General features: G+C 45.8%; 27 protein-coding genes and 1 tRNA gene. 12 read left to right on the forward strand and 16 right to left on the reverse strand.

The features are described from left to right. Positions 1–159: 159 nt before the first annotated feature. Positions 160–615 (reverse strand): DUF2996 domain-containing protein, encoded by a 456-nt coding sequence (locus NIES593_RS02750; RefSeq protein WP_073598130.1) that lies wholly within the window; start codon positions 613–615, stop codon positions 160–162. A 198-nt stretch (positions 616–813) separates the two neighbouring features. Between NIES593_RS02750 and NIES593_RS02755 the strand changes: the two genes are divergently transcribed. Together NIES593_RS02755 and NIES593_RS02760 are read left to right on the forward strand one after the other, a co-directional pair. After that, the gene (locus NIES593_RS02755; RefSeq protein ID WP_073598131.1) at positions 814–2,007 is read left to right on the forward strand and encodes a Coenzyme F420 hydrogenase/dehydrogenase, beta subunit C-terminal domain; all 1,194 of its coding nucleotides are present in this window, start codon (positions 814–816) and stop codon (positions 2,005–2,007) included. 55 nt (positions 2,008–2,062) lie between these two features. Continuing rightward, complete coding sequence (locus tag NIES593_RS02760) at positions 2,063–2,650, forward strand: ParA family protein (protein ID WP_015144258.1); 588 nt, start codon at positions 2,063–2,065, stop codon at positions 2,648–2,650. Positions 2,651–2,773: 123 nt separating this feature from the next. On the opposite strand, the gene cbiB is transcribed toward NIES593_RS02760, so the two are convergent. From cbiB to NIES593_RS02775, 3 genes are read right to left on the reverse strand one after another with little or no spacing between them, the layout of a single operon-like run. After that, positions 2,774–3,754: an adenosylcobinamide-phosphate synthase CbiB gene (gene cbiB / locus NIES593_RS02765; RefSeq protein ID WP_073598132.1), complete on the reverse strand. Its 981-nt coding sequence runs from the start codon at positions 3,752–3,754 to the stop codon at positions 2,774–2,776. A 16-nt stretch (positions 3,755–3,770) separates the two neighbouring features. Then, positions 3,771–4,169 carry a GFA family protein gene (locus NIES593_RS02770; RefSeq protein ID WP_073598133.1) on the reverse strand — a complete coding sequence of 133 codons (399 nt, stop codon included), beginning with the start codon at positions 4,167–4,169 and terminating at the stop codon, positions 3,771–3,773. A 14-nt stretch (positions 4,170–4,183) separates the two neighbouring features. Beyond that, on the reverse strand, positions 4,184–4,627 hold the full coding sequence (locus NIES593_RS02775) for an Rrf2 family transcriptional regulator (RefSeq protein ID WP_073598342.1): 444 nt from the start codon (positions 4,625–4,627) through the stop codon (positions 4,184–4,186). Between the two features lie 322 nt (positions 4,628–4,949). Between NIES593_RS02775 and NIES593_RS02780 the strand changes: the two genes are divergently transcribed. Then, a complete protein-coding gene (locus tag NIES593_RS02780; RefSeq protein WP_073598134.1) occupies positions 4,950–5,330 on the forward strand; it encodes an AbrB family transcriptional regulator in 381 nt (126 codons plus the stop codon). Positions 5,331–5,487: 157 nt separating this feature from the next. Here NIES593_RS02780 and NIES593_RS02785 read toward each other — a convergent pair whose 3' ends face one another. Beyond that, positions 5,488–6,825: an ArnT family glycosyltransferase gene (locus NIES593_RS02785; protein ID WP_073598135.1), complete on the reverse strand. Its 1,338-nt coding sequence runs from the start codon at positions 6,823–6,825 to the stop codon at positions 5,488–5,490. A gap of 612 nt (positions 6,826–7,437) precedes the next feature. Here NIES593_RS02785 and NIES593_RS02790 point away from each other — a divergent pair. The 3 genes from NIES593_RS02790 (at position 7,438) to NIES593_RS02795 (ending at position 11,283) form a co-directional block, all read left to right on the forward strand. Next, on the forward strand, positions 7,438–9,369 hold the full coding sequence (locus NIES593_RS02790) for a cation:proton antiporter (protein ID WP_073598136.1): 1,932 nt from the start codon (positions 7,438–7,440) through the stop codon (positions 9,367–9,369). A gap of 97 nt (positions 9,370–9,466) precedes the next feature. Further along, a complete protein-coding gene (locus NIES593_RS25085; protein ID WP_015144251.1) occupies positions 9,467–9,589 on the forward strand; it encodes a hypothetical protein in 123 nt (40 codons plus the stop codon). Between the two features lie 53 nt (positions 9,590–9,642). Continuing rightward, positions 9,643–11,283: an MBL fold metallo-hydrolase gene (locus tag NIES593_RS02795; protein ID WP_073598137.1), complete on the forward strand. Its 1,641-nt coding sequence runs from the start codon at positions 9,643–9,645 to the stop codon at positions 11,281–11,283. A 55-nt stretch (positions 11,284–11,338) separates the two neighbouring features. Here the strand turns inward: NIES593_RS02795 and NIES593_RS02800 are convergent, their stop codons facing one another. Then, positions 11,339–11,647: a DUF6679 family protein gene (locus tag NIES593_RS02800; protein ID WP_015144249.1), complete on the reverse strand. Its 309-nt coding sequence runs from the start codon at positions 11,645–11,647 to the stop codon at positions 11,339–11,341. A gap of 300 nt (positions 11,648–11,947) precedes the next feature. Continuing rightward, complete coding sequence (locus NIES593_RS02805; RefSeq protein WP_073598138.1) at positions 11,948–12,868, reverse strand: alpha/beta fold hydrolase; 921 nt, start codon at positions 12,866–12,868, stop codon at positions 11,948–11,950. A gap of 159 nt (positions 12,869–13,027) precedes the next feature. On the opposite strand from NIES593_RS02805, the gene NIES593_RS02810 reads away from it, so the two are divergent. The 6 genes from NIES593_RS02810 to NIES593_RS02835 all read left to right on the forward strand — a co-directional run bounded on the left by NIES593_RS02810 (position 13,028) and on the right by NIES593_RS02835 (position 17,210). Further along, positions 13,028–13,552, forward strand: a complete 525-nt coding sequence (locus tag NIES593_RS02810; protein ID WP_073598139.1) for a GNAT family N-acetyltransferase — start codon at positions 13,028–13,030, stop codon at positions 13,550–13,552. A gap of 60 nt (positions 13,553–13,612) precedes the next feature. Next, positions 13,613–13,686 (forward strand) — tRNA-Pro (locus NIES593_RS02815). Between the two features lie 335 nt (positions 13,687–14,021). Continuing rightward, positions 14,022–14,831 carry a Tic22 family protein gene (locus NIES593_RS02820; RefSeq protein WP_073598140.1) on the forward strand — a complete coding sequence of 270 codons (810 nt, stop codon included), beginning with the start codon at positions 14,022–14,024 and terminating at the stop codon, positions 14,829–14,831. A gap of 1 nt (position 14,832) precedes the next feature. Beyond that, positions 14,833–15,735, forward strand: a complete 903-nt coding sequence (gene prmC, locus NIES593_RS02825; protein ID WP_073598141.1) for a peptide chain release factor N(5)-glutamine methyltransferase — start codon at positions 14,833–14,835, stop codon at positions 15,733–15,735. 28 nt (positions 15,736–15,763) lie between these two features. Next, positions 15,764–16,366 carry an L-threonylcarbamoyladenylate synthase gene (locus tag NIES593_RS02830; RefSeq protein WP_073598142.1) on the forward strand — a complete coding sequence of 201 codons (603 nt, stop codon included), beginning with the start codon at positions 15,764–15,766 and terminating at the stop codon, positions 16,364–16,366. Positions 16,367–16,379: 13 nt separating this feature from the next. Next, the gene (locus tag NIES593_RS02835; protein ID WP_073598143.1) at positions 16,380–17,210 is read left to right on the forward strand and encodes a sensor histidine kinase; all 831 of its coding nucleotides are present in this window, start codon (positions 16,380–16,382) and stop codon (positions 17,208–17,210) included. On the opposite strand, the gene NIES593_RS02840 is transcribed toward NIES593_RS02835, so the two are convergent. From NIES593_RS02840 to NIES593_RS02880, 9 genes are all read right to left on the reverse strand, one after another. Beyond that, positions 17,158–17,628, reverse strand: coding sequence for a GNAT family N-acetyltransferase (locus NIES593_RS02840; protein ID WP_073598144.1), 471 nt, complete (start codon positions 17,626–17,628; stop codon positions 17,158–17,160). The genes NIES593_RS02835 and NIES593_RS02840 overlap by 53 nt on opposite strands. Positions 17,629–18,170: 542 nt before the next feature. Beyond that, positions 18,171–18,488, reverse strand: a complete 318-nt coding sequence (gene rpsJ / locus NIES593_RS02845; protein WP_015144241.1) for a 30S ribosomal protein S10 — start codon at positions 18,486–18,488, stop codon at positions 18,171–18,173. 152 nt (positions 18,489–18,640) lie between these two features. After that, positions 18,641–19,870, reverse strand: a complete 1,230-nt coding sequence (gene tuf / locus NIES593_RS02850; RefSeq protein ID WP_015144240.1) for an elongation factor Tu — start codon at positions 19,868–19,870, stop codon at positions 18,641–18,643. 99 nt (positions 19,871–19,969) lie between these two features. Further along, positions 19,970–22,045, reverse strand: a complete 2,076-nt coding sequence (gene fusA / locus NIES593_RS02855; protein ID WP_073598145.1) for an elongation factor G — start codon at positions 22,043–22,045, stop codon at positions 19,970–19,972. 160 nt (positions 22,046–22,205) lie between these two features. Further along, complete coding sequence (gene rpsG, locus NIES593_RS02860) at positions 22,206–22,676, reverse strand: 30S ribosomal protein S7 (RefSeq protein ID WP_073598146.1); 471 nt, start codon at positions 22,674–22,676, stop codon at positions 22,206–22,208. Positions 22,677–22,851: 175 nt separating this feature from the next. Then, the gene (gene rpsL / locus NIES593_RS02865; protein ID WP_015144237.1) at positions 22,852–23,229 is read right to left on the reverse strand and encodes a 30S ribosomal protein S12; all 378 of its coding nucleotides are present in this window, start codon (positions 23,227–23,229) and stop codon (positions 22,852–22,854) included. A 125-nt stretch (positions 23,230–23,354) separates the two neighbouring features. Then, complete coding sequence (locus tag NIES593_RS02870) at positions 23,355–23,684, reverse strand: HesB/IscA family protein (RefSeq protein WP_073598147.1); 330 nt, start codon at positions 23,682–23,684, stop codon at positions 23,355–23,357. A 262-nt stretch (positions 23,685–23,946) separates the two neighbouring features. Beyond that, on the reverse strand, positions 23,947–24,342 hold the full coding sequence (locus NIES593_RS02875) for a cupin domain-containing protein (RefSeq protein WP_015144234.1): 396 nt from the start codon (positions 24,340–24,342) through the stop codon (positions 23,947–23,949). A 196-nt stretch (positions 24,343–24,538) separates the two neighbouring features. Further along, positions 24,539–25,753, reverse strand: coding sequence for a DUF3747 domain-containing protein (locus tag NIES593_RS02880; RefSeq protein ID WP_073598148.1), 1,215 nt, complete (start codon positions 25,751–25,753; stop codon positions 24,539–24,541). Between the last annotated feature and the right edge of the window lie 62 nt (positions 25,754–25,815).

Here is a 25,815-nt window from a genome sequence, read left to right on the forward strand (position 1 = left end):
GGTGCAACTACACGCAAAATTATCCGAATAGTTACGACCGCAGCGATTGAGCGCCAAGAATTCACTCAATTCCTCTTGTATCAAGCAATGCTGGCAACAATGAAAAAACACCCCAATCCCAGAGACTGGGCGGGGTTAACTTTACATTAGCAAATCCGATTAATTTCTAGTGAGCCACTTTTGACCGTTAAGACGCTGCAAAGTATACATGATCAGTAAATCCAAGCTCGCTTTGCGCTCGTCTATCATAAACGACTCGATAATGCTGGGGCGAGCGCCATTGGTGCTGCAAGAAAAGGCTTTTTTGCCGTTGATATTTTCGTCTAAAAAGTAAAGATTAAACTGACGCTTTCCGTTTTGCCATTTGCCGATGACTTGCCAGCACTGCTCGTTTGCTCCCGCTATAGGCAGCGGTTCCTTAGCAAACTTTAACTCCGCATCCTCAAGTCCTAGCTTAGCCAAGGTTTCTTTGAGAGCAGGAACGAAGTGCTGCTCCATAAATTCGGTAAAGGGTTTATCCTCAATGGCGGGTTCTTTCGGCTTTTTCGCTGCTGCTGGTTTTGTTGCGGCAGCAGGCTTTTTGGTTTCTGGAGTGGGTGTGGTTTCTTCTGCCATAATCTTTAAGATGCGATCGCTATTTAATTCCCTCTAGAATATATCCTACAAGCTGAAGCTTTGCGCTGTTGGAGATATTGGCTTTTCTCATAACTAATACAACCTCGTTACATTCCTTTAAACTCCTTAGCTTTGTGTCTCGATTCTGCTTTAATCTGAAAAATTGTTACATAAAATTCGTTAACAAACGCTATATAGATGACCTCGGTTGCACCTCACAAAAAAGCCAAAGCGCTCAAACCCAACAGTCGCCGCCCCGCTAAGGAACTCTGTAGCGAATGCGGACTGTGCGATACCTACTACATTCATTACGTTAAAGAAGCCTGCGCCTTTCTCAACCAACAAATCGCCGAACTCGAAGCAGAAGCCCACGGACGCAGCCGTAATTTAGATAGCCAAGACGACTGGTACTTCGGCGTGCATCAAGACATGATGGCAGCCAGGAAAAAGCAACCCATCGAAGGGGCGCAATGGACGGGGATTGTCAGTACCATCGCCTGCGAAATGCTAAATCGCGGCATCGTAGAAGGGGTAGTCTGCATTCAAAATACCAAAGAAGACCGATTTCAACCCAAGCCAGTCCTCGCCAAAACTCCAGAAGAAGTTCTTGCTGCCAAAGTTAATAAACCAACCCTTTCCCCCAATCTTTCCGTCCTCGAAGAAATAGAAAAATCGGGCATGAAGCGGTTGCTAGTCATCGGAGTCGGTTGCCAAATTCAAGCATTGCGGACGGTTGAAAAAGAATTGGGACTAGAAAAACTCTTCGTTTTGGGAACGCCCTGCGTCGATAACGTAACCCGTGCTGGCTTGCAAAAATTTCTCGATACGACGAGTAAATCTCCCAATACCGTCGTGCATTACGAATTTATGCAAGACTTTAAAGTGCATTTTAAACACGAAGATGGCTCGATCGAAAAAGTTCCTTTTTTTGGACTCAAAACCAATCAATTGAAAGACGTTTTTGCCCCTTCTTGCATGAGTTGCTTTGATTATGTCAACTCGTTAGCCGACTTAGTTGTAGGCTATATGGGCGCACCTTTTGGCTGGCAATGGATTGTCGTGCGCAACGAAAAAGGACAAGAAATGTTGGAGTTAGTGCGAGAGCAACTCGATACCCAACCCGTCATGTCAAAAGGAGATAGAAAACAGGCAGTACAACAGAGCATTCCCGCTTATGATAAAGGAGTAACGCTGCCGATGTGGGCGGCAAAATTAATGGGAGTTGTTATCGAAAAAATTGGTCCCAAAGGATTAGAATATGCCCGCTTTTCCATCGATTCCCATTTCACTCGCAATTATCTGTATGTAAAGCGGAACTATCGAGAAAAATTGGAGTCTCACGTACCAGAATTTGCCAAGCGCATTGTCGGACAGTATAAGTTACCTGAGTAAATTTTAGAGCATTACTAATTTCGACTTCTATCTTCTAAATTCTTACTTTCTTGCCATGATTATCGCAATTACTGCCCTTAAAGGTGGGGTAGGCAAAACAACAACTGCTATACATTTAGCTGCCTACTTTCAGCAAAAAGCCCCGACTTTATTAATCGATGCCGATCGCAACCGTTCGGCGTTAGTTTGGTCAAAAGAAGATAAATTGCCATTCTACGTCGCTTCTCAAGCAGGTTCTACCAGCTTAGTCAAAAAATATACTCACATCGTCATCGATACGCAAGCCAGACCGGAAATTGAAGATCTAAAAGACTTAGCATCGGCAAGCGATTTGCTAATTATTCCCACGACTCCCAATCATTTAGATTTAGATACCACGGTCAAAACCGTCGAGGTCCTAGAATCTCTACAGGCTAATTTTAAGGTGCTTCTAACCCAGGTAGACTCTCGCACCAAAAGCGGACGCGAAGCTAGAGAATTTATTAAAGAACATCACCTGCCCGCATTTAAGACTGATATTCCTCATCTGGTTGCCTTTGAAAGAGCGCCTGAGAGGGGGGTTATTATTAAAGACTATCCCGATCCGCGATCGCAAGTGGGTTGGTCTAGCTATGTCGCTGTCGCACGGGAAATCCTATCATAAATTGTCTATAAAAATGGCAAAAGAAAAAATTCTTTGTCTAGGAAGACCTTGCATCATTCTCAACAACTACTGTTGTCATTAATTTCCTGTCCGAGCGAAACAGAAAGTAGCGAGGTCAATATGTCAATGTAGTAAATCGATCGCGACCAGAAAAAACAGCGCGATCGCTAACCAAATGAGAAAGCAATAGCGAGTTAATCGCAAGGCTTGGTAAATTTTTTCAGAAGTAATAGGATAGGTGGGGTCGCCCAATAACGGTTTATATTTAACGACCCCGCCGTAGACATTATTCCCCCCTAATTGCACTCCCAAAATCGCCGCATAAGCGCATTCACTCCAACCAGAATTAGGACTGGGATCTTTAACTGCATCGCGACGACACATTCGCAAAACCGGGCCGGGTTTGCCCGAAAGCAGTGCCAGCGTCAACACGGTTAAGCGGCAGGGAAGCCATGTCAGCCGATCCTCTAATTGGGCGCTAAACCAGCCGATATCTATATAGGGTTCTTGGCGATAGCCCAGCATCGAATCGAGAGTACTAACGGCTTTATAGGCTAAGGCGAGGGGAACGCTACCCAAACTGGGGACAAACGCACCGATAATGGCATAAAATAGCGGAGCTGTCACGCCATCTGGGGTATTTTCTGCGACGGTTTCTAATATCGCCCGTAAAATTTCTGATTGACAAAGATGTGCCGTATCTCGACCGACATATCGACCCAATTTAGAACGAGCTAGTTTAATATCGCCAGAACTTAATGGTTGCAAAACATCGATCGCTGCTTTTCTCAAACTACGACCGGCAAAACAACTTGCTAATAAGATTATTTCGATTACAATTCCTAAGGCGGGATGAATCCAAGTTGCTCCCCAGACAATTAACCATCCCACCAGTCCGCTGCCAATAATTAATCCTGTGCTTAAGATAATTCCAGCTACGCGACGCTGCCATCGGTCTTGGAAATAGTTAATCGCTAACTGGGTGAAATGAGAAATAATCCATCCCATGACTTGTACGGGATGAAGCCATCTCCAAGGATCTGCGACTAAAAAATCTAAAATGGCAGCCAACAGTAAGACAACGACAGCGATATTGACCCTCACAATCTTCTAGCTAAATTCAGACCTCAGAATTCTGAATTTTATCAATATTTTCTTCCCAATTAGCCCCGTCAAAAAGCTGGAGTTTAAATTTCGCTAGGACATCTTCATCGAGACAGCGAACGTTGACATCAATCCAGTTAGGATGGGAGCGGGGGCGATAGAAAGGATGAATGCCACAAATCCGGCAAAAAGTATGTTTAGCTGTATGAGTACCAAAGGTGTAAGTCTCTAAAACTTCAGACCCTTTGAGTAAGGTAAATTTTTCCGGCGGCACGATTAGATGAAGAAAGCCTTTTTTGCGGCAGATCGAGCAATTACACTCGATAGCTTCCCAACGATCGACAATCACTTGAAAGCGAACTGCACCGCAGTGACAACCCCCTTCAAAAGTGACGGATTCGTTAACTATTGTCATGAGAATTAAATAATCTAAACAACAAAGCTAGTTTCCTCTCCAACAGCGGCTTGCCAGCTACGAGCATCGTAATAGAGATCCGCAAGAGTGATACTATAAAGTGCCTCTTTCAATTTCTGATGGAGTCGCTTCCACAAACTAAATGTTACCCAATCTTCAGCTTGTTCTGCGTCTGGACGATAGCGAGGTAAAGGCTCAATTGTTTCTCCTACAGCTTCTAAAATTTGACCGAGAGAAATTTGACTTGGTTGACGAGCTAATTGATACCCACCTTGGGAACCTCTTACTGATATAACTAAGCCAGCACGACGCATTTCGATCAACAATTTTTCCAAATAAGGAGCGGGTAAATCTTGTCTGTGTGCGATCGCTTTTACCGAGGTCGGACCGTAACCGGGCTGTAAACTTAGATCTAGTAAGGCTTTAACGCTATAATGACCGCGAGTTGTGAGCTTCATTAATAAATTTTTTTGTTGAGCTTTTGTCAAAATGTAACCTGCCTTTTATACAGAGGCAGCAGCTCGCCTCTCTACTTTCTAACATTTACTTAACCTCCAGAACCAGGCAAAGTCAAACATTTGTAAATTCCGAGCAGATTTTTGTCTAAAGATTGAGTGCGATCGATTAATATTAACTCAATGAAACTTGAATTAATTTTACTTTTTGCGTGTAATATAGTCTTATAGAGAGATAACAATCAAATCTATTTATTGCCTTTGCTAAAATTACAGTAGGCAGTAAACCTGTAAACCTATAAGTAAATAGTTGGCTTAGAAGTTGATGGCTAAAACTACACAACCAGAACCTTTAACTGGCGAAGACTTACTCCAGAAAGTTAAATCCTTAGGCAACCTCTCTAAAGAGGAAAAAGCGAAACAGTGTGGCTATTATACCGTTACTAAAAACGGTATAGTACGAGTTAATATGATGAAGTTCCTTAATGCTCTAATTGATGCAGAAGGGATCGAGTTAGACAGTACTTCCAACGGTCAAGGACGTGGCGGTCGGACGGCAAGCCATCGCATTAGAGTACAGTCTAATGGCAACCTCCTCATTGGCTCGGCTTATACGAAGAAGATGGGATTGCGAGAGGGAGATGAGTTTGAAATTACCCTGGGGCGAAAGCACATTCATCTCAAACAGATCGAGCCATCTGAGTAATAAGCTGGCGACCAAAAAGAAGGCTAGAGACTTGCTAGCCAAAAAGTCTAATAAACTTCAAAAATAAGAGCAGAGTATATTCCTTATTGAGGAAAACTCAACTTGGGAAAAATTCTGCTCTTGAAGAGGCTTAATTATTTGATTTATGGGTTGCTTCCTAGTTAAGGAACACCATCCAATGAGAAGAGCAGACAAGAAGCAGCCAAGAGATATACATTCCCCAAAACAAGACTAAAATAAACTGCTCGGATCGTTGAGCCATTAGTGCTGCACTTACTGCCCAAGTCAATGAAAGGGAACCCATAAATAAGAACGCTAAGTAATCGATCGCGGCAAACGATCCAAAGTCAACGTCAAAATAAAAACCAATACAAACAACAATCGGAACCAGGGCTAACAAACTCAGAACTATCGTCCAAAGGCGAGGGTAAACGCGATCGACAGGCCGTCCGCTCGCCTCAGCTAACGCTGCACCCCCGGCTAGTGCCAACGCTGGATAAATCGGAACGATCGCGCCAACGTATCGCGTGGAAAACAACGAAACGATTGCTAACAAAACACCGCTCCAAACTAAGAGCAGCTTAGCCCATCCCCAGTTTCGTTCTTGCCAAGCCAATCTCAGTCCGTAAAGCGCAAAAATTAGCCAAGGCCAAGAAGATTTTAAAATCTCCAGCAAGGGGTACCAAGACAGCCCGATTGCATATCCGTCGCTCGCCTGAAAATCTTGACCGAACATCGCCGCGACAAACGGTTTGCCGTGAAGTAAAAATTGAGATGCATGCCAAGTAAGAGCTGGCGCGCCTCCCAGCAGAGCGCCAATGACAAAAAAGCCGGAACTCAGAAGTCTTGGCGTATCCCAAGCCAGAAACCAAAGAGCGATTGCCGCGACAATAACCCCCATTATTCCTTGCGATAAACCCAGCAAGCTTAAACCGACTCCAACCCCCAACGCCCAGCGCAAATCGCGCCGCGATCGCACGATACAGACCATTGTCAAAATTTCAAAACAAAGCACGGCTCCATCGAGCATGGCTAACCGCCCATAACGCACCACTGGCAATAGCGTCAAGTAGATTGCTGCCGAAAAAAGAGATGGCATACGAGCGACAAAAATCTCTCGACCTAAACTGTAGAGCAGCGGAACCGAACAAGCTGCTAAAAATGCTCCTGGCAGGCGAGTCGTCCATTCATTGCTTCCGGCAAGCGAATAAGCTAGAGCAATCAGTCCGTGAACTAAGGGGGGTCGTTCCAGATAGGGTTGTTCTTGGAGGGTTGGAAACAGCCAACGCAAGGAATCGAATGAAGCAGAGGCAATTTCTTTCGCTACCTGCGAGACGATTTGTTCGTCTGCCTGTAGCGGCAAATTTCCCAAATTAATGCTAAACAGCCCTAAAGCCGCAAAAAATAACCCTGCTTTCGACAGGAACTCAATCCAACGAATTTCTTGGCGAAGTTTATTTCTCGAACGGTTCCAAGCAAAGGTTTGACGATTCATAGAGTAGCCAATCTTTCCAGATTACTTACGTTTTGCCCTAACTCGCGCAAATGGCGGCGGTGACAGTTACGATTTGGAAAGTCACCTAGAGCGATCGCGCTCAGACTTTAGGAAAATCAGAGCGACTCCCCTCATTGGACTTTTCTTTCTTCTAGCGTGTCCTAAATTCATTGTTACAGCAACCTGCTCTAGGGCATTCGGTAAAATGGGAAAAAATATATTTTTAGGCGCGACAGTTTGAGACAATCGACTACGAAACTCTCTAAATCGATTGTTGCAACAGAAAGCCCGACTATCCTCAACTCTTTTGAGGATATAAGAACATCAATGTTAAAATACCCAAAATGAATAAAAAATTTCCATTTCAAACAGTCGATCTTTTTTTAAATTCAAACCAATAACCGAGTTAATTGCAGACATATTATTGCTTGAGAACTAAATCTATATCCTAAATTCAGCTAAAGGCGATCTTTGATGGTTCGGAAGATCTGCTTCGGGCAATCTTACTAGAGCTTGATGTTATGAAAATCATTTTTGGGAATATTGAAACTAAGCCTCTTGCTAACGCCCAGAATCTAAACTGTCACAGATGCGCCTGCGATCGATACGCCTATGGAAGGATCGTTTGAATTAACCCTGCAAATCGCGATCGCGGTTCTTGCAGGCATCAGCGCTCAAGTCGTTGCCGAATATCTGAAAGTTCCTAGCATTATTTTCTTGCTCTTATTTGGCATCTTGCTTGGACCAGACGGATTGAGCCTGCTGCATCCCCACCATTTAGGGATGGGCTTAGAAGTTATCGTTGCTCTCTCAGTTGCCATTATTTTGTTTGAGGGAGGATTAAATCTCTCCTGGCGCGATTTGGGGCGCGTCTCCGGCAGTCTGCGCAATCTCGTCACTATCGGCACGCTCATCACCCTAATTGGCGGCGGAATGGCAGCTCATTGGCTGGCAGAATTTCCTTGGTCGATCGCGTTTCTCTATGCCTCGCTCGTCGTCGTAACGGGTCCGACAGTCATTAGTCCCCTGCTCAAACACGTGGAAGTAGATCGGCGAGTTGCCACCTTACTCGAAGGAGAAGGAGTACTCATCGATCCGGTGGGAGCCATTTTAGCCGTCGTCGTCCTCAACACGATCCTCAACAGCAACGCTACTCCGGTAGAAATCTTCAGCGGTCTGCTGATGCGCTTGGGCATCGGAGCGGCAATTGGAGCCGCTAGCGGGTGGCTGCTCGGTCTATGCCTCAAGCGAGCCAGCTTTCTCTCGGAAGACCTGAAAAACTTGGTCGTGCTGGCAGGGGTTTGGAGTCTATTTTGTCTGGCGCAAATGAGTCGCAGCGAATCGGGACTGATGGCAACGGTAATCGCGGGCATGGTTGTAAGAGCATCTTCCCTTCCCGAAGAGCGATTGCTCAGACGGTTTAAAGGACAGCTAACCGTCCTGTGCGTTTCCGTCTTATTTATTCTCCTAGCAGCCGACCTGTCGATCGCGAGTATCTTTGCCTTGGGATGGGGCAGCGTTCTGACCGTCCTTGCTCTGATGTTCGTCGTTCGACCGATCGCGATCGCTGTTTGTACCATCAACAGCGGTCTGAACTGGCGACATAAGCTATTTTTGGCATGGGTGGCTCCTAGAGGCATCGTCGCTGCCTCAGTCGCATCCCTGTTTGCCATTCTCTTGACCCAGCAAGGAATTAATGGTGGCGATGCCATCAAAGCCTTAGTTTTTCTCACCATCGTGATAACCGTTTTCGTAGGCGGATTGACGGCTCGTTGGGTTGCCAGTTGGTTAAAAATTACCTCCTCCGAAGCAACGGGAGCGGTCATCGTTGGCTGTAACCCCCTAAGCCGCCTGATTGCACGCCTGTTTCAGGAATCGGGCGAATCCGTCGTGCTCATCGACACCGATCCCGAAGCTTGTCAAAAAGCCGCAGCAGAAAACTTACCCGTTTTTCAGAGTAGCGCTCTCGACCCCGAAGTATTAGAAGAAGCCGGGGTTCACTCGATGGGAACCTTTATGGCGCTCACCAGCAATGGGGAAGTCAACTTAGTCCTAGCGCAGCGAGCCGTCGAAGAATTTCAGCCGCCTCGCGTCTTGGCAGTCTTTCCCAGCAATAGCCAGAGCGGCGCGACTAATAAAGCAAAAGTGAATCAAGCTTTCATCGAGCAACTGTCAATCAAAACCTGGAATCAGTATCTTAACGACGGTCAAGTGAAGCTAGGCACGACGATTCTCAAAGAGCCGGGATTGGAGCTACAACAAGCTCACTTACAAACCCTAATTCGTGCTGGAGAACTGCTGCCGCTACTCGTTAAAAGGGACAGAAGCCTCCAAGTGGTCAAAGCGACCGAAGAATGGCTCTGTGGCGATGAAATTATTTATCTGCTCTACGATCCCAGACCTCAATTGTTAAAACGCCTTTCTGGAGAAACGCCATCTTCCCGCTTGGCGCTAGAAAAGCTGCCGAAAGTGGAGGAAGTACCAGTCGTCGTTACTGTCTCCGAAACGGCTCTAGAAAACATTGCCGAACCCGTCAAGTCTTAAATTTTTCTGTCAATTGGGACTCAAGAGCGATAACCTAAGAAAAAATACCGAAAGCTATCATAGATAGTGGGAGTTTCGCAACAGGAAGAAAGTAATTATGGAAGTAAAAATGGTCATGGCGATTCTGACAGGGCTTTTTATTGTTAGTTCTCTGTTTTTCGGCACTAAGAATGGGTTTTACGATTCCGATAATTATGACGGTAATGGCTCGGCTCACTAGCGAGTGACTGGCGAATTGAACGCTTGCTCCAGTTCCCTTCCGTCAACGACAACATGAGTAAACGTCGCTCAGATCCCGCCGATCTCCAAGATGGTTTGTCCTGCTTTCCCTATGGAGTAGGGCACGGTAATGAGGGAGTGTGTTTGTTAGTGACGATGGGGGCGCATCGCATCCTCCTCGACTGCGGTTTAGCCGATATCCAACCGCTTCAAACCGCAGCCAAATCACCCGCTGACCTTGTTTTGTGCAGTCACGCCCACGCCGACCATGCGCGGGGATTGCTAGCGCTTCACGAGGCTTTCCCCGAACTGCCCATCTACGCTAGCGAAGTCACCGTTAGGCTTTTGCCGCTCAACTGGCAAGATCGTCCTCCTCAAGAAATTCGTCAATTTTGTCAAGCTCTTAAATGGCGATCGCCAGTTGAATTATTCGACGACTTGACGGTGGAGTTGTTTCCGGCGGGACATTTACCGGGTGCTGCTGCTATTTTCCTGACTTATAAAACTCCCAAGCGCGCCTACAAGCTTTTCTACACGGGAGATTTTTCGCTCTCGAACTTTCAACTGGTTGAGGGCTTATCTATCGAAGCGTTGCGAGGATTAGCGCCAGACGTGCTAATTATCGAAGGCAGTTACGGAACAACCCGACACCCCCATCGCCGCCAGCAGGAAAAGCACCTAATGGAGCGCATTTATCAAGCTCTCGTCAGCGGACAGAACGTTCTCTTGCCAGTGCCAACTCTGGGGTTAGGGCAGGAAATCCTTAAACTGTTGCGCTCCCATCACCAGTTTACGGGTCGCGATCTCGACATTTGGGTCGATGGCAGCGTCGCGCAAGCGTGCGATATCTATCTGGAACTACTGCCTCAGTTTCCCATCGCCGTCCAAAATTTTGCCAAACACCAACCTTTGTTTTGGGACGACAGAATTTGTCCCCGAATGCGCCGATTTCCCAGCCAAAAACCTCCGATTTTCGGTCAAGCTCCCTGTATCGTGTTAACGGATGACGCAGCTAATTTAGAAGACTATTGTTATTCTGGCTCCGGTTCTTGGTTAATTTTGGTACCCGAACGTCCTGGCAGTCCCTCGGCAACTGATGCCCCACAGATTGCGGCTCTCAAAAAGTCCCGCCAGATCGCTGTTGAAAGTTATTTTTTAGCCGAACACAGCGATGGTCGCAACACCACGCAACTCGTTCACAATCTGCGACCCCAGCACGTTATTTTTATTCACGGTTCCCCTCTTTATCTGGCTGACTTGACTTCTCTAGAAGAGCTACAAAATCGCTATCAACTCCATTCTCCAGCTGCTGGAACTTTCGTCGAACTTCCTATCGGCGATAAGTTTATGCAGCCTGCTGCTCCCTCGCCAACTGTTTATGAAGGCGAGCTAAACGAAACGGGAACTAGCGTTACGATTACCCTCCCCGACGCAATTACTGAAGATCCGCGCTGGAGTAATTTTTCCGATACGGGGTTGGTAGAAGCTCGCTGGCAGGGCGAAGAGTTAGTGTTGAGAGGGTTATCCCAGCGCGAGCTTTTGAGTCAAAGTAGCGAAGTCAGACGACTAGAAGATGTCGATTGCTGCGGCGCGTGCCGCTATTGGAGAAGCCAGCGCTGTTGGAATCAAGCCTCTCCCCTATATGGATTTAAGGTCACGCCAGAGGGCTATTGTCCGGTTTTTGAACCACTTTAGCGATCGAATCGATAGTTGGTAGGGGCGATTCGAGAATTACCCCTACACTCACCGTTCACTGTTCTGAGTCGGGATAGCGAGGATAAATTTGCTCGGCTTCAGGGCATTCGTCTGAAACTGCGATTTCAGAACTCACTCGCGAGACAGAAGCTAGCTTTTGACTGATAGCACCAATACTTTCTAGACGAATCATTTCTTCCCACGAACAAATTTCATCGTCTTCTTCTGTTTCATAGCGAATCGTTACCAAATCGCCTTCTAAACCGACAATGCGAGCGCTTTCAATCCAGCGTTGTTGATCCCGCAAGAAAATACAAACTTCGCGTCCTTCGGTACAGAGTTGATAAATCTTGCGGTGTAGCATAGGCTTCTCCTTAGCAGGTAACTCGTCACTAAAATTAATAAATTAGTCTAGGTTGTTCCAACTTAACATCTGGAACGGCGATCGGATCGCTTCTGGTTATGAGAATTTTTGGCTTTATCTTGACATGAGATGCGATCGCGCCAATCATACGAGCTAAATCACTTTGATGCAAGTGTATCGCGCGCTAGCCATACTTGAGTCAGTAATTTTGCAGAACTTATAAGCATCTAACCGCTTGCTGCCTCAGTGTTAATATCAACCCTCTCCTAGCTGGCTTTGGATTGCCATCACCCAAACCCCCTACTTTGAACTATGTTCTATTAGGATCTTAACAATTTTTGCCCCGACAATTTCAGGTTGCTCTATCATAGACAAATGTCCGCAATTTGGAATCTCAATCACATTGCCCTCATTAGCGGTAAAGAGTTGGTGAAAGCTGGCTAAATGCCGAACGTATTTTGGTTCCATCACATTATCTTTGTTCCCAGCCAAAAAATAGACGGGCTGTTGAAGACGAGAAACCAATTGGGGAAGTAAGTGTACTTCGGCTTCTGTTGTCGTATCTAGTAACGAGCCGATCGCCGCTTCTCCATCTGCCCGGACGAAATCGATAACTCGCTGTCTCCCCCAATGGCGAGCAAGCGGACGCGCTACCATCATGCGAGCAAATAAAAGGTCAATCAAAGGCAGAGAAGATAACCAACGCGGTCTCAGTTGAATCAATTGTTGTCCAGCCGTGCGAAATCGTTCAAATTCTTCTTTAATATAAATCCCTCCGCCGGAATTGAGGCAGATCGCGCCTTTGACGATTTCCGGACACAGGTCTGCCGCCCACAGCGCAATGCTACCCCCAAGAGAATGCCCTATCAGCCAAGCTTTCTTTATCGCTAATTTTTCTAACAAAATGCTCAAATCTTGAGCATAAGCGGCTAATGAATAACAGGAATAGCCTTTGCTGTCTCCCTCCTCCAACTTACTCCACTGAGGATTCGAGCAACTTTTTTGATGAGCTTCAACTGCTGCAGGCTGAGAATCTCCAAATCCTCTAAGATCGTAAGTCAAACATTGATAGTCCGGCGATAGCCGCTCGACGAGCGGTTTCCAATAGTTGCGACTTAATAACCAGCCATGAATGAAGACTAGGACAGGATTATCTGAACTAGAAGTGGGAGGCGTTAGCTCGTATGCGTGCGGTACTCCCCATATGTCTATAATTGGCATATTTTCATCCTATCCCAACAGAGAGCCATTTGCTCGGTAGAGGTAGAATAGACTAAGCTAGAAAATTTTATTCTCCTTACGAGTCTCAGAAAAATTTTTCCGGCTAAATTCAGTATAAATTAAAGAAAATTCTCAAGCAAAAGCAACAGCCGCATTGGCATGGTTTTTTGGAAACGATTGTTTAGCAATTCTGAAACGGTTACGACTTCTGGAACAACTCAGTTTGATGGAGAATTGTTGGAGTTGACGGATGATTCTCTCACTCAGTCTCGTATTGTATTTAGCACCGAACGAGATCTCGATCTTTACGAACTCGAAGAACTTTGCGATGCCGTCGGTTGGGCTAGACGACCTCTACGAAAAGTCAAAAAAGCCCTTGAATGCAGTTATCTAGTCGTCTCTATGTGGGAAGTTAGGAACAATAGGCGGCGTTTGATTGGTTTTGCTCGCGCTACGTCAGACCACGCTTTTAATGCCACGATTTGGGATGTCGTCGTCCATCCGACCGTTCAAAAACAGGGATTGGGCAAAGCTTTGATGAAATATACCATCAAAAAGCTCAGAAGTGATGATATCAGCAATATCACTTTGTTTGCCGATCCCCACGTGGTTGACTTTTATCGCCGACTAGGATTTGTTCTCGATCCGGAAGGGATTAAAGGAATGTTTTGGTATCCTAACTAATTTCTGATTTTTAAATCCTTTTGAATTTGGGGCGATTTAGTCTATACTGGATAAAGTGACCGGGATGTAGCGCAGCTTGGTAGCGCGCCTGCTTTGGGAGCAGGATGTCGCAGGTTCAAATCCTGTCATCCCGATTACGGCTCGGAAAAATTGGTAAAAGAAACTTTCCGAGCTAGCGTCGATCGAACATCTGTAAAACATGGAAATCTAAACTTCCAGCTGTTTACTATTTTTTTACAATTTTGTCATAGGATCCCCTAAGATCGGAGGGGAACTTTAGCTAGTCCCTCAAAGTCAAAAAAGGGAAAGAAAAGTTGGTATTAAAAAATGCCTGAATGAATTCGCGATAATAATTTATGACGATGAAATTCTAAAAGAGTTAATAGGCTAGAGAGAACTTAGGGCTAAGTTAGTCAAAATTTTTCCGATAAATCATCTATATTTAAGCAAAAAATTTGAGGTAAAACCCATGAAATCATTAATCCGTTGGAGTGCTACCCTGGGATTGGTCGGAAGTGCTATTTTAGGGGTTGGCTTTGGTCAAGCCGCCAAGGTATTGGCTCTTCCCCAAGACCAAATTGTCAAAACTCTACAGCCAGTTCCAGTATTTACAATTGTGGACGCGCAAGGCGCTCCTATAGTGAGACAGCATGAAAATAAACAGGTAACGGGAGTATTTATCAGCCAACAAGATGCCCAGAAATTTTTTCAACAACTGCAACAGCAAAATCCAGAACTGGCGAAGAAAGTTAAGGTTCAACCCGTATCTCTGGGAGAAGTTTATAAGTTCTCTCAGTCGATGGAAGGCAAACCCGACGGATTAAATATTGACTATGTGCCAATGAATGATGAAGTCGAGTTGGCAAAGCAAGTCATGAATCAAAACGGACAACAGTATCCAGAAGGGGTAGTGCCGTTATTTGTCGCTAGAGTTGGCAAAGAACAGGGGTATCTAATGATCGAACGAAATAACGAGTCAAGAATTCCCTTCTTTTTTGAGAAAGCACAACTGCAACAGTTGTTAGAGCGCTTCAAAAAGGAAAAACCCGATCTGGCTTCAACTGTGAAGATTGAAGTTATTCCTCTGGAGATTATGATTGCGACGATGAAGGAAAAGAATGACGAAATGCTAACTAAAATCGAGTTAGTTCCTTCTCAAGAGTCGCTACAATTTATTCAATCTACTATCCAAAACCGAGGTCAAAGTAATCCTCAAGGTCAATCAGCCCCTCAAAATCAACCCGCTCAATCCAATCCTCAAAATCAACAAAAGAAATAAATTGGAATTGCCAACGGTATCGGGCCAAGAACTCGCTCTCTGGCGCGACCGAGCCAAGCAAGATGCGATCGCTGCTGGGGTTTCTCCCGATGAAGTCGATTGGTTGCTAGAGGAAGTAGCAGATCTAGACAAACTATCACTTCGTTTGGAGTCTTTTAAGGAGCGATCGCAAATTCCGCTGAAGCAACCTTTATCAGTCTTAACCGAACTATGGCAGCAGCGCCTGCAAGATCGCATGCCCGTCCAGTATTTAGCAGGTGTTGCTCCTTGGCGACATTTCTCTCTAAAAGTAGCGACCGGAGTACTGATTCCTCGTCCGGAGACGGAATTGCTCGTCGATCTTGCCGTTCGTGCCATCCAAGCTAGTCCAACGCCAGATTTGGCTTCGGGATATTGGGTCGATTTGGGTACGGGCAGCGGGGCAATTGCCCTCGGACTTGTCGAAGCTTTGCCCAATGCCACGATTTATGCTACAGATACGAGTGCAGAGGCTTTAGCAATTGCCAGACAAAACGCGATCGCGCTGGGCTTCGGCGAGCGAATTAAATTCTGCCAGGGGTCTTGGTGGTCGCCACTAGAAGCGCTTAAAGGTCGAGTTAGCGGCATGGTATCCAATCCGCCCTACATTCCGACTTCTGAGATAGCTCGTCTGCAACCGGAAGTCGCTCGACACGAACCTCTCCTAGCGCTCGATGGAGGTAGTGACGGTCTCGATTGCATTCGTCACTTAGTCGAAACAGCTCCCGATTATTTGTGCCCTGGCGGCATCTGGTTAATCGAAATGATGGCAGGTCAAGCCAAGCAAGTCGTGCAACTTCTCCAAAAGCGTGGCTGCTACGACAAAATTCAGATTTTCTGTGACTTAGCAAATATAGAACGTTTTGCTTTAGCGTATCGTTGTTAGTAGTTATTAGTTCAACAACTAACAACCAATGCCTAAAGTTTCTCAAGTCGAACTGGTTCGAGGGGCGCTTGCGGGTCGAGTTGTCAGTTTTCCCACAGATACCGTACCCGCTCTTGCTGCGCTGCCAGAAAATGCGGCGCTGATTTTTGTTGCAAAAAAGCGCTCTCAAGATAAGCCGTTGATCCTGATGGGGGCTTCTGAGGAGGATTTATGGCCTTACGTAATGGGGACGCCTGAAGAATTTGTCATTTGGCAACAAGTCGTCGATCGCTGCTGGCCGGGAGCATTAACATTAGTCTTGCCTGCTTCCGAGCGCGTCCCCACGGCAATGAATCCCACCGATCCAACAACGATTGGCATCCGCGTTCCCGATAGCAGTATCGCTCGCGCCATTCTAGCCCAAACCGGACCGCTAGCAACGACCAGCGCTAATTTTTCAGGGGAGCCGCCTTTAGAAACGATGAGTGCCATAGAAAATGCTTTTCCTGACGTTTTAACCCTCGATTGTGCCGAGTTAAACGACAAAAAACAGGGAAGCGGTCTTCCGTCTACAGTGGCAAAATGGACAAGAAAGGAGTGGCAAATTTTACGTCAGGGAAGCGTACAAATTCTAGATCTAGAAGAATTGTGAATAGCAGCAATTTATGAATGAGATAGAGGCACTCAAAGAAGAATTAAAGCAAACTAAGTTAGCTTACCTCATGGCAACCCAGCTCGGTCAATTTAAAAGTGGTTTTTTGGCGCGAACGGCGCACGAGTTGCGATCGCCTCTAAGCAGTTTGATTGGTTTGCATCAGATAATTTTGTCTAATTTGTGCGATAATCCTCAAGAAGAGAGAGATTTTCTCGCGCAGTCTTATCAATCTGCCCAACAATTTCTCAAACTTCTCGACGAACTGATCGAAGTTTCTAAGATAGACTGTGGCGCGATCGAGCTAGAAATTCAACCCGTTTACTTAACTCAAGTCTTTTCAGAGTTACATCAGTTCACCTACCTACAAGCTAAGAATCGCAGACTCGATCTAGAAATTGTCTCGCCGTCGCCAAATCTTCGCGTAATGGCAGACTACCAGCGCCTTGTACAAATACTTGTTAATCTCGTAGATACCAGCATTAGCTACCTCAAAGAAGGTAGGATTCGAGTTGTAGCGATTGCCGAGCGCGCGTCCACAGAAAAACTTGCAGGTTGTGTCGATCTCGATTGTCCCGTCAATATTTGGTGCGAACCAATCGATTTATTCCAATCTACACCAGAAACCCCATCGATGCCAAAACCTACTTTGGAAGAAACTAGCTTCTTGGCTCAAAATCTTCAAATGTCCTCAGGCATGAAATTGTGGGTTGCTCAAACCTTATTAGAGGCAATGGGAGGAAAGTTAGAGGTTTTAGAGATATCTTCTTCACAAGCAACTGCTCAAAAGATTACACGGTTACGGTGTCGGCTTCCCCTAGTTCTGGAATGGGTAGAGGACTAGCGCTTGGAAAGTTGTGTAACACCATAGTGGTTGTTCTATTTTCCTGAAAGCCTATCCGTTCGTAGAAGCTTTGTTGATGAGTGGTCATCAAATAAACTTTCTCGACGCGATTAAGCAAAGGATGACTTAATACGGTTTCTACCAGCTTGCGTCCCAATCCTAATCCCCGATAATCTGGGTGAATGACGACATCCCAAACCGTAGCGCGATAGATGCCATCGGATGTAGCTCTGGCAAAACCAATGATGCGATTTGCGTCCCAAACGGTGACAACTGGATTGCTATTGTTAATTGCGATTTCTAGATCTTCTATTTTTCGTTCGCGCGCCCAAAATGCGGCTAGGTTAAATAATTCTTGTAACTGATAAAGATCGATCGCCGATCTTTGAGCGCAAAATCGAATGTAGCGGCAATCCATTGTTGATAATCCCTACGATCTGTGTCCGATTAATGATTCTGTTGGAATCTAATTAAGCTAACCTATTCAGAAATTATTGGTAGATAATTGTGGTTGTATTTTCCTTAACTATTGTTTTAGTTTAGCTAGTTTTAGGATGGCTATTTAACCATCTTATCCTACTAATATTCTAGGTAAATTGTAGCGATTTTGACAGACAAATCAAGCGAATCTAATTTGAACTATCTAGATTTCTTGACTTTTAATACCAATTTTCAGGTTTTCGCGATCGACATCTTTTTCCCCTCTCCCAAACTGGGAGAGGGGTTGGGGGGGGTGAGGGCAATCGACCATCTCTGTCATTAATGAATGAAAAATGGTAAAACTTATCGTACTGACAAATAATACCAACTAGATCCGCAGCTCTAGCAACCGGACACCATTCGCGTATTAAAACAGGGTCTGATGTAATCATGCCGAGCTAGCAAACAGTTAGTAGCTATTAGTTATGGTTGGTAAGAACTAACTAACATCTACTAACTACTTGCTACTAACTTAACTTCTTACAATTTCACTTCAATATCAACTCCCGCAGGCAAATCCAGCTTCATCAAAGCATCGATCGTTTTTGAAGAAGGCTGATAAATATCGATGATTCGGCGATGAGTACGAGTTTCAAAATGTTCGCGCGAGTCTTTATCGACGTGAGGCGATCGCAGGACGCAATAGATTCTGCGCTTGGTTGGCAAAGGAATTGGACCGATTGCCGTGGCGTTAGTTCTATTTGCCGTGTCTACTATTTTTTCGCAGGAAGTATCGAGCAGACGACGGTCAAAAGCTTTCAAACGAATGCGAATTTTTTGTTGTTGAAGGGTTGCCATTTTCTTTCTTTAAATTGTCAAGGTTCTGTTAATGATGTGTCATTTGTCATTTGTTTATTTGCGACAAATAACCGTTTCAAGATAGTAAAGGAGCAGACAAAGCATTTGACTTTTCGACACTTATCTGCTCCGACTGCTTTATGTAAGTTGTTCTACTTAAGGATTTTCGATACGACTCCAGCACCGATGGTGCGTCCGCCTTCGCGAATAGCAAAACGCATTCCTTGTTCGATCGCGATCGGGTTGATCAGTTCGACTGTCATTTTGATGCGATCGCCAGGCATGACCATTTCTACTGCGCTGCCATCATCTGCGGTGTAGTCTTTAATCGTTCCGGTTACGTCGGTCGTGCGCACGTAGAACTGAGGGCGATAGTTCTTGAAGAATGGGGTGTGACGACCGCCTTCTTCCTTAGTCAGAACGTAAACTTCTCCCTCAAATTGCGTGTGAGGGGTAATCGAACCTGGTTTGGCGAGTACCATTCCCCGTTCGACTTCTTCTTTCTTAAGACCGCGAAGTAGCAGACCAACGTTGTCTCCAGCTATACCTTCATCGAGAGTTTTCTGGAACATTTCTACCCCAGTCACCGTAGTGCTGCGAGTATCCTTAATCCCCACTAATTCGACGGTTTCACCGACCTTAATCCTGCCGCGCTCGATTCTTCCGGTTGCTACGGTACCGCGACCAGAGATTGAGAACACGTCTTCTACTGCCATCAAGAAGGGTTTATCGACTTCGCGTTCTGGCGTGGGAATATAATTGTCTACTGCTTCCATGAGTTTATAGATTTGGTCAACCCACTCATTTTCCCCCTTCTGAATTTTGGGATTAGCAACCATGGCTTCGAGTGCCTGGAGGGCAGAACCAGCTACGATTGGAATTTCATCCCCATTAAAACCATATTGGCTCAGAAGCTCTCTTACCTCAAGCTCGACGAGTTCCAACAGTTCCTCGTCATCGACCATATCTTTCTTGTTTAGGAAAACAACGAGGTTAGGTACGCCTACCTGTCTTGCCAGGAGGATATGCTCGCGAGTTTGGGGCATAGGACCATCAGCCGCAGACACGACTAGAATAGCACCATCCATCTGAGCGGCCCCTGTGATCATGTTCTTCACATAGTCAGCGTGTCCGGGGCAATCTACGTGAGCGTAGTGACGATTTTCGGTTTCGTACTCTACGTGAGCGGTATTGATCGTGATGCCCCGTGCTTTTTCTTCGGGAGCCGCATCAATTTCGTCGTATTTTCTGGCTTTTGCCTTACCCTGTGCAGCTAAAGTCATTGTAATCGCTGCCGTTAGGGTCGTCTTACCGTGGTCTACGTGACCGATAGTACCAATGTTTACGTGGGGTTTAGTTCGTTCAAATTTTGCGCGTGCCATGAATTATCGTTCCTTTTTTTGATTCCGCTTCACATTATCAGTTATCAGTTTTACCAGTGACCCGCAAAAAAGCAACTGGTCACTGGTTACTGGTCACTGTTAGGCGTTCCCTTTGTTTTTCGCAATAATCGTCTCAGCGACGTTGCGAGGTACTTCTTCGTAATGACTGAACTCCATTGAGAAGATACCTCGACCTTGAGTTTTTGACCGGATATCGGTCGCGTAGCCAAACATTTCTGCCAGAGGAACTTTAGCAGTAACCTTGGCTAAGCCAGCTTCGGAGTTCATACCTTCGATGTTGCCGCGACGAGAGTTGAGATCGCCCATAACATCTCCTAAAAAGTCTTCTGGTACTTCTACCTCGACCTTCATCATCGGCTCTAAAATTACTGGAGATGATTTCATGACTGCATCTCGAATTGCCATCGAACCGGCAATCTTAAATGCCATTTCATTGGAGTCAACTTCGTGATAGGAGCCATCTACTAAAGTAACTTTAATGTCAATTAGAGGATAGCCAGCAACAATTCCCGATTCACAAGCTTCTCTGACTCCGTTCTCAACAGCTGGTATGTATTCTTTGGGGATTGCCCCCCCAACGATCTTGGAGACAAACTCGAATCCGCTCGCCGGTTCGCCTGGTTCGACTTCGATTACAGCGTGACCGTATTGACCTTTACCGCCGCTCTGCTTGATGTATTTACCTTCGGCTTTGGCAGGCTTGCGGATAGTCTCGCGGTAAGCTACTTGCGGTTGACCCACATTCGCTTCTACTTTGTACTCCCGCAGCATTCTGTCAACAAGAATCTCTAAGTGCAACTCGCCCATTCCAGCAATAATGGTTTGGTTCGTCTCTCGATCGACGCTGACGCGGAAAGTCGGATCTTCGTCAGCTAGTGCCTGAAGAGCCTTAGAGAGCTTATCCATGTCTTGCTTGGTTTTTGGCTCTACTGCTACCGAGATAACAGGTTCGGGAATGAAGAGCGATTCTAAAATGATGGGATTTGCCTCGTCGCAGAGGGTATCTCCCGTGGTCGTGTTCTTCAAACCAATAGCCGCACCGAGATCGCCTGCTCGTAGCTCTTCAACTTCAATCCGCTCGTTGGATTTGAGGACGACTAGACGAGAAATTCGCTCTTTTTGTTGCTTGGTGGAGTTGTAGACGTAACTGCCTTTTTGCAAGACTCCAGAATATACTCGCAAAAAGGTTAAACGTCCGAAGGGGTCGGCAGCGATCTTGAAAGCCAGTGCTGAGAAAGGTTCGTTATCGTCAGCCTTTCTGACTGCTTCGGTTCCGTCTGGCACAACGCCCTTAATAGCAGCAACTTCTGTAGGAGATGGCAGATAATCGACTACTGCGTCAAGTAGCAACTGAACGCCTTTGTTTTTAAAGGCAGAACCGCATAACATCGGGACGATCGATCCGGCAATCGTACCTTGGCGCAACCCTCTCTTGATTTCTTCGACGGTTAGTTCTTCGCCTTCTAAATACTTTTCAATCAACGCTTCGTCGGTTTCAGCTACCGCTTCGATCAGCTTAGTGCGATATTCTTCTGCCAGCTCTTTCATATTTTCAGGAATCTCGGTATCTTCATAGTTCTTACCGAGGTCGTCTTTGTAGATTCTGGCATTCATCTGCACGAGATCGACAATTCCCTGGAAATCGCTTTCTGCGCCGATGGGAATTTGAATGGGTACGGCGTTTGCCCTCAGGCGATCGCGCATCTGCTCGTATACTTTAAAGAAGTTCGCTCCGGTGCGATCCATTTTGTTGACGAATGCAATCCGAGGCACTTGATAGCGGTCTGCTTGCCGCCATACAGTTTCAGATTGGGGCTGGACACCTCCCACCGAACAGAATACGGCAATTACACCGTCTAACACTCGCATAGAGCGTTCGACTTCGATAGTAAAGTCCACGTGACCGGGCGTATCGATAATATTAACCCGGTGGTCTTTCCAGCTCGTACTGATGGCGGCAGCCGTGATGGTGATACCGCGCTCCCGTTCCTGCTCCATCCAGTCAGTAATAGCGGTCCCTTCGTGGACTTCGCCCAATTTATGAGCGACTCCCGTATAAAAGAGAATTCGTTCAGTTGTCGTTGTCTTGCCCGCATCTATATGCGCTGCGATACCTATATTGCGCACTCTCTCCAGCGGGATGCTACGTGCCACAGCTACCTCCTTTGTCTTGCCCAGCAAATATTAATCGTATCGTTAGGATTTGTTTACACCCTTTACAATTCTATACTTTTCTTTGTTGAAATTATTCAACGTCGTAGAGGAGGTGACCGTACCTCCTATTTTTAGAACTAGATTAGGCAGATTGCAGATTTTAGTATCTGTAATGAGCAAATGCTTTATTTGCCTCAGCCATCCGATGAGTTTCTTCTCGTTTTTTAATAGCTCCCCCGGTTTCGTTGGCGGCATCCATAATTTCATTGGCAAGTTTGCTTGCCATCGTCTTACCGCCTCTGTTGCGAGAATAATTAATCAGCCAGCGCAAGGCTAGGGTCGTTCCCCGTTCTGGACGCACTTCCATCGGGACTTGATAAGTTGCACCTCCAACGCGACGCGCCTTGACTTCCACTAGCGGAGTTAGATTTTTAATCGCTTTCTCAAATAATTCTATGGGATCGCTACCCGTTCGTTCTCCTATTGTTTTAAGGGCATCGTATACGATGCTAGAAGCCAGCGATTTTTTACCGCTTTTCATGACGCGCCGAATTGTCATATTAACAAGACGGCTATTGTATACGGGATCGGGGGCGATAGTGCGTCTTTTGTGACTAGATCGACGAGACATTGCTATTCTTTATCCTCGTATTGTTTAGAAATATTAGGAAGCTAGTTTTTGAGGTAAACAAACTAATTTTGCCTCCAAGCATTAATCTTGTCTTAAAACAAGATTGCTTAAGGCTGAGCTAATTATATTGTCTAATTTTTAATTAGACGACTCGACTAGGATTAGAGGAAATCAACTAGGCAGATTTTGGACGCTTAGTTCCGTATTTTGAACGACCTTGCTTGCGATCTTTGACCCCAGTCGCATCTAAAGTTCCGCGAATGATATGATATCTGACACCGGGCAAGTCTTTAACGCGACCGCCACGAATGAGAACTACGGAATGTTCTTGTAAATTATGACCGATGCCGGGAATATATGCTGTTACTTCAAACCCTGAAGTCAAGCGAACCCTTGCTACTTTTCTCAAAGCGGAGTTGGGTTTTTTCGGCGTGGTCGTGAATACTCTGGTACAAACGCCTCGACGCTGCGGGCATTGCTTGAGCGCCGGAGATTTGGTTTTTTTGTTAAATTTAGCTCGTTCGCTGCGAATAAGCTGCTGAATAGTGGGCATGAGTTACTCAATAAAAGTTAGAACAAACTCCTAGTCAAAATGAAAATGGTTGACAAATTTCCATCCTACCGACATTAGAGCAGTCGTGTCAACCATTTTTATTAAAATATGCATTGCGCCGCTTCCTAGACAGCGCAGGAGAAAGATAAGGCACAACCACAAGTCGAAGCTGCATTGGGATTTTGAAAGCGAAAACTACCTCCCATCAGATCTTCAGCGAAGTCTAGCTTGAGACCTTTGAGGTAGGAATCGCTTTTCTCATCGACTAGGATAGAGATGCTTTGACTTTCGTAGGTGCGATCGCCGCTATGGGGCGTGTCGCAGAAGTCTAGTGTATAGTATAAGCCGGAACATCCGCCCGTTTGCACGCCTAGACGAAAGTAGCTGCCAATTTTTTGACGACTGGCTTGTAAGCGCCTGATTTCATTGGCAGCAGCTTGAGTGAGATGGATCATTTATCGGTGATTAGTTATCAGTTACCAGTTACCAGTTATTCTATTTAATTTTGGATAACTATCGCGATACCCAACATGACAAAGTCGAATCCGACTCCGCTGCTCAATTAGTGGAGTATCTTCGACGTTCTATACTTTTTAGACAAGTTAGTAGGGGCGGGTTTATTGAAAAACGCTAGAAACTTACCTGCAGTTACTGTCAAAAACCCGCCCGTACAGCGGTTAGTTTCCTCCTATTTCCCCTTGCTTCTCTTCTATCTCTTTACTTGCGAGCGTAGTCATCTTGGAAGCGAATGATGTCGTCTTCTCCTAAGTATTCTCCGTTTTGAACTTCGATGAGAATTAGCTTAATTACGCCTGGATTCTCCAGACGGTGTGGAGTACATTGAGGGACGTAGGTAGATTGATTGGCGCCTAAAATTTCTTCTTTATCTCCACAAATTACTCTAGCCGTACCGGAGACAACGATCCAGTGTTCGCTACGGTGATGGTGCATCTGTAAGCTTAAGCGATGTCCCGGATTGACTTCAATACGCTTAATCTTATAGCCAATTCCTTCTTCGAGGGTCGTAAAAGAACCCCAGGGACGGATTTCGGTCGCTGCTACTCCCGTTTGCGTTACGGAAGTGAGCAGAGAAACTTCTTTGGACTGAACCATAGTTTGCTCCATAAACAACGTCGATCGCGAGACAATCAGAACTAACAGAGTGATAAATCACCTTAGCATAAGATAACAATAGACACAGGAAAGTTGTCATCCGGGCAACAAACAATTCGCGCGATCTTTATCAATTCTTCACATTAAAGACGCGGTCTAGTAGCCTATTAATTCCGTTTGCCTACACCGTTTTCATTCAGTTGGTCGGTTGCTGGGGATTTGAATTGACACAGTTAAGCATTCGCAAAGTAGCTGCTGCTGCGTAGTTACGAAAGGCGGGAGCGTTGGGAGCAAAGGCAGTGCCCTTTTCGTTAACTGGAGAAGCAACTTGGCAATAAGCTGACATTTGGCTGACTAAGGTTTCAGCCCAGTGTCCGGCTGTATCGGAGAAAGTTTTTGGCGTCTCCTTAGCTGGCAATTGTGCCGACGAACCGCGCTGAGTTTGGGCATATTTTGCTGCCTTCTGCAACACGGCTACTAACTCGGCTCTAGTTACTTCTTTAGTCGGTTTAAACGTCCCGTCGGGATAGCCGCTAACGATCTGATTTTTCTTTGCCCATTGAATCTTGGCAGCACTCCAGCGCGAACCATCTACATCAGTATAAGGGTTCTCAGAGATCCGGTCGGCAACGCTCACCTTGGTTTCGGGTACGGTTTTGAGAGCATCGACAATCATCGAAACCAATTGCTCTCTGGTAAGGGCAACTTCGGGACGGAAGGTACTATCTTCTTTAAAACCCGCGATAAATCCTTTGGCTACTGCTTGTTCGATCTCGGCTTTGTAGATGTCGTTGCCGATGTCTGTGAAAGCGATCGCTGGGGCGGGAGTATGATTGGGAGGTAAAGAACCGCCAGCCGCTACGATTGCTTCTCCATTGCCGCTGAAATAGAAGTGACCGAGTTCTTTGCCATCAAAGGCTCTTTTTGAAAATTGCCAGCCCGGTTCGAGAACAAATTTAAGAAATCCCTGACTCAGACCCCTTGTTCTAGCGACGACAATTTCTGGTCCGCCCGTTCTAGGCGTTCCGACTAAGAAAAGTTCGCCGTTGCGAGGAACGACGCTCAGGAGATAATTCAAGCCGTAGTCTCGACCGTCGATGCGAATGGAGTAGCCGTTACTATCGGTAGCGCGCCGACAATGCCCGGTAAAATCAAATTTTAGCAATAGGGGTTCTACCACGACTGGATTGGCACCGCTTTCGCTCCAGCACTGTTTTTTGCCTGGAATTTGCTCGATCACGAGCAAGTCATATTTATTACTGCCATAGGGTCTAGCAACGGCAATCACTTGACTTTGGTCGATAACTCGTTCGTCGAAGGAGACTGCCGATTTGGCGGAATCCAAAGGAAAGATACTTGTTAGCGTAAGGGTAGCTAAAGTTGCTAAACGAATTGGAAGCGTCAATTTCATTGTTTCTCCTGGATCGATTTATTGAAAGTTTTTGAATAACAAAGCAAGCCATCTGCGATCGC

Source organism: Hydrococcus rivularis NIES-593 (assembly GCF_001904635.1).
Taxonomy (GTDB): Bacteria; Cyanobacteriota; Cyanobacteriia; order Cyanobacteriales; family Microcystaceae; genus Hydrococcus; species Hydrococcus rivularis.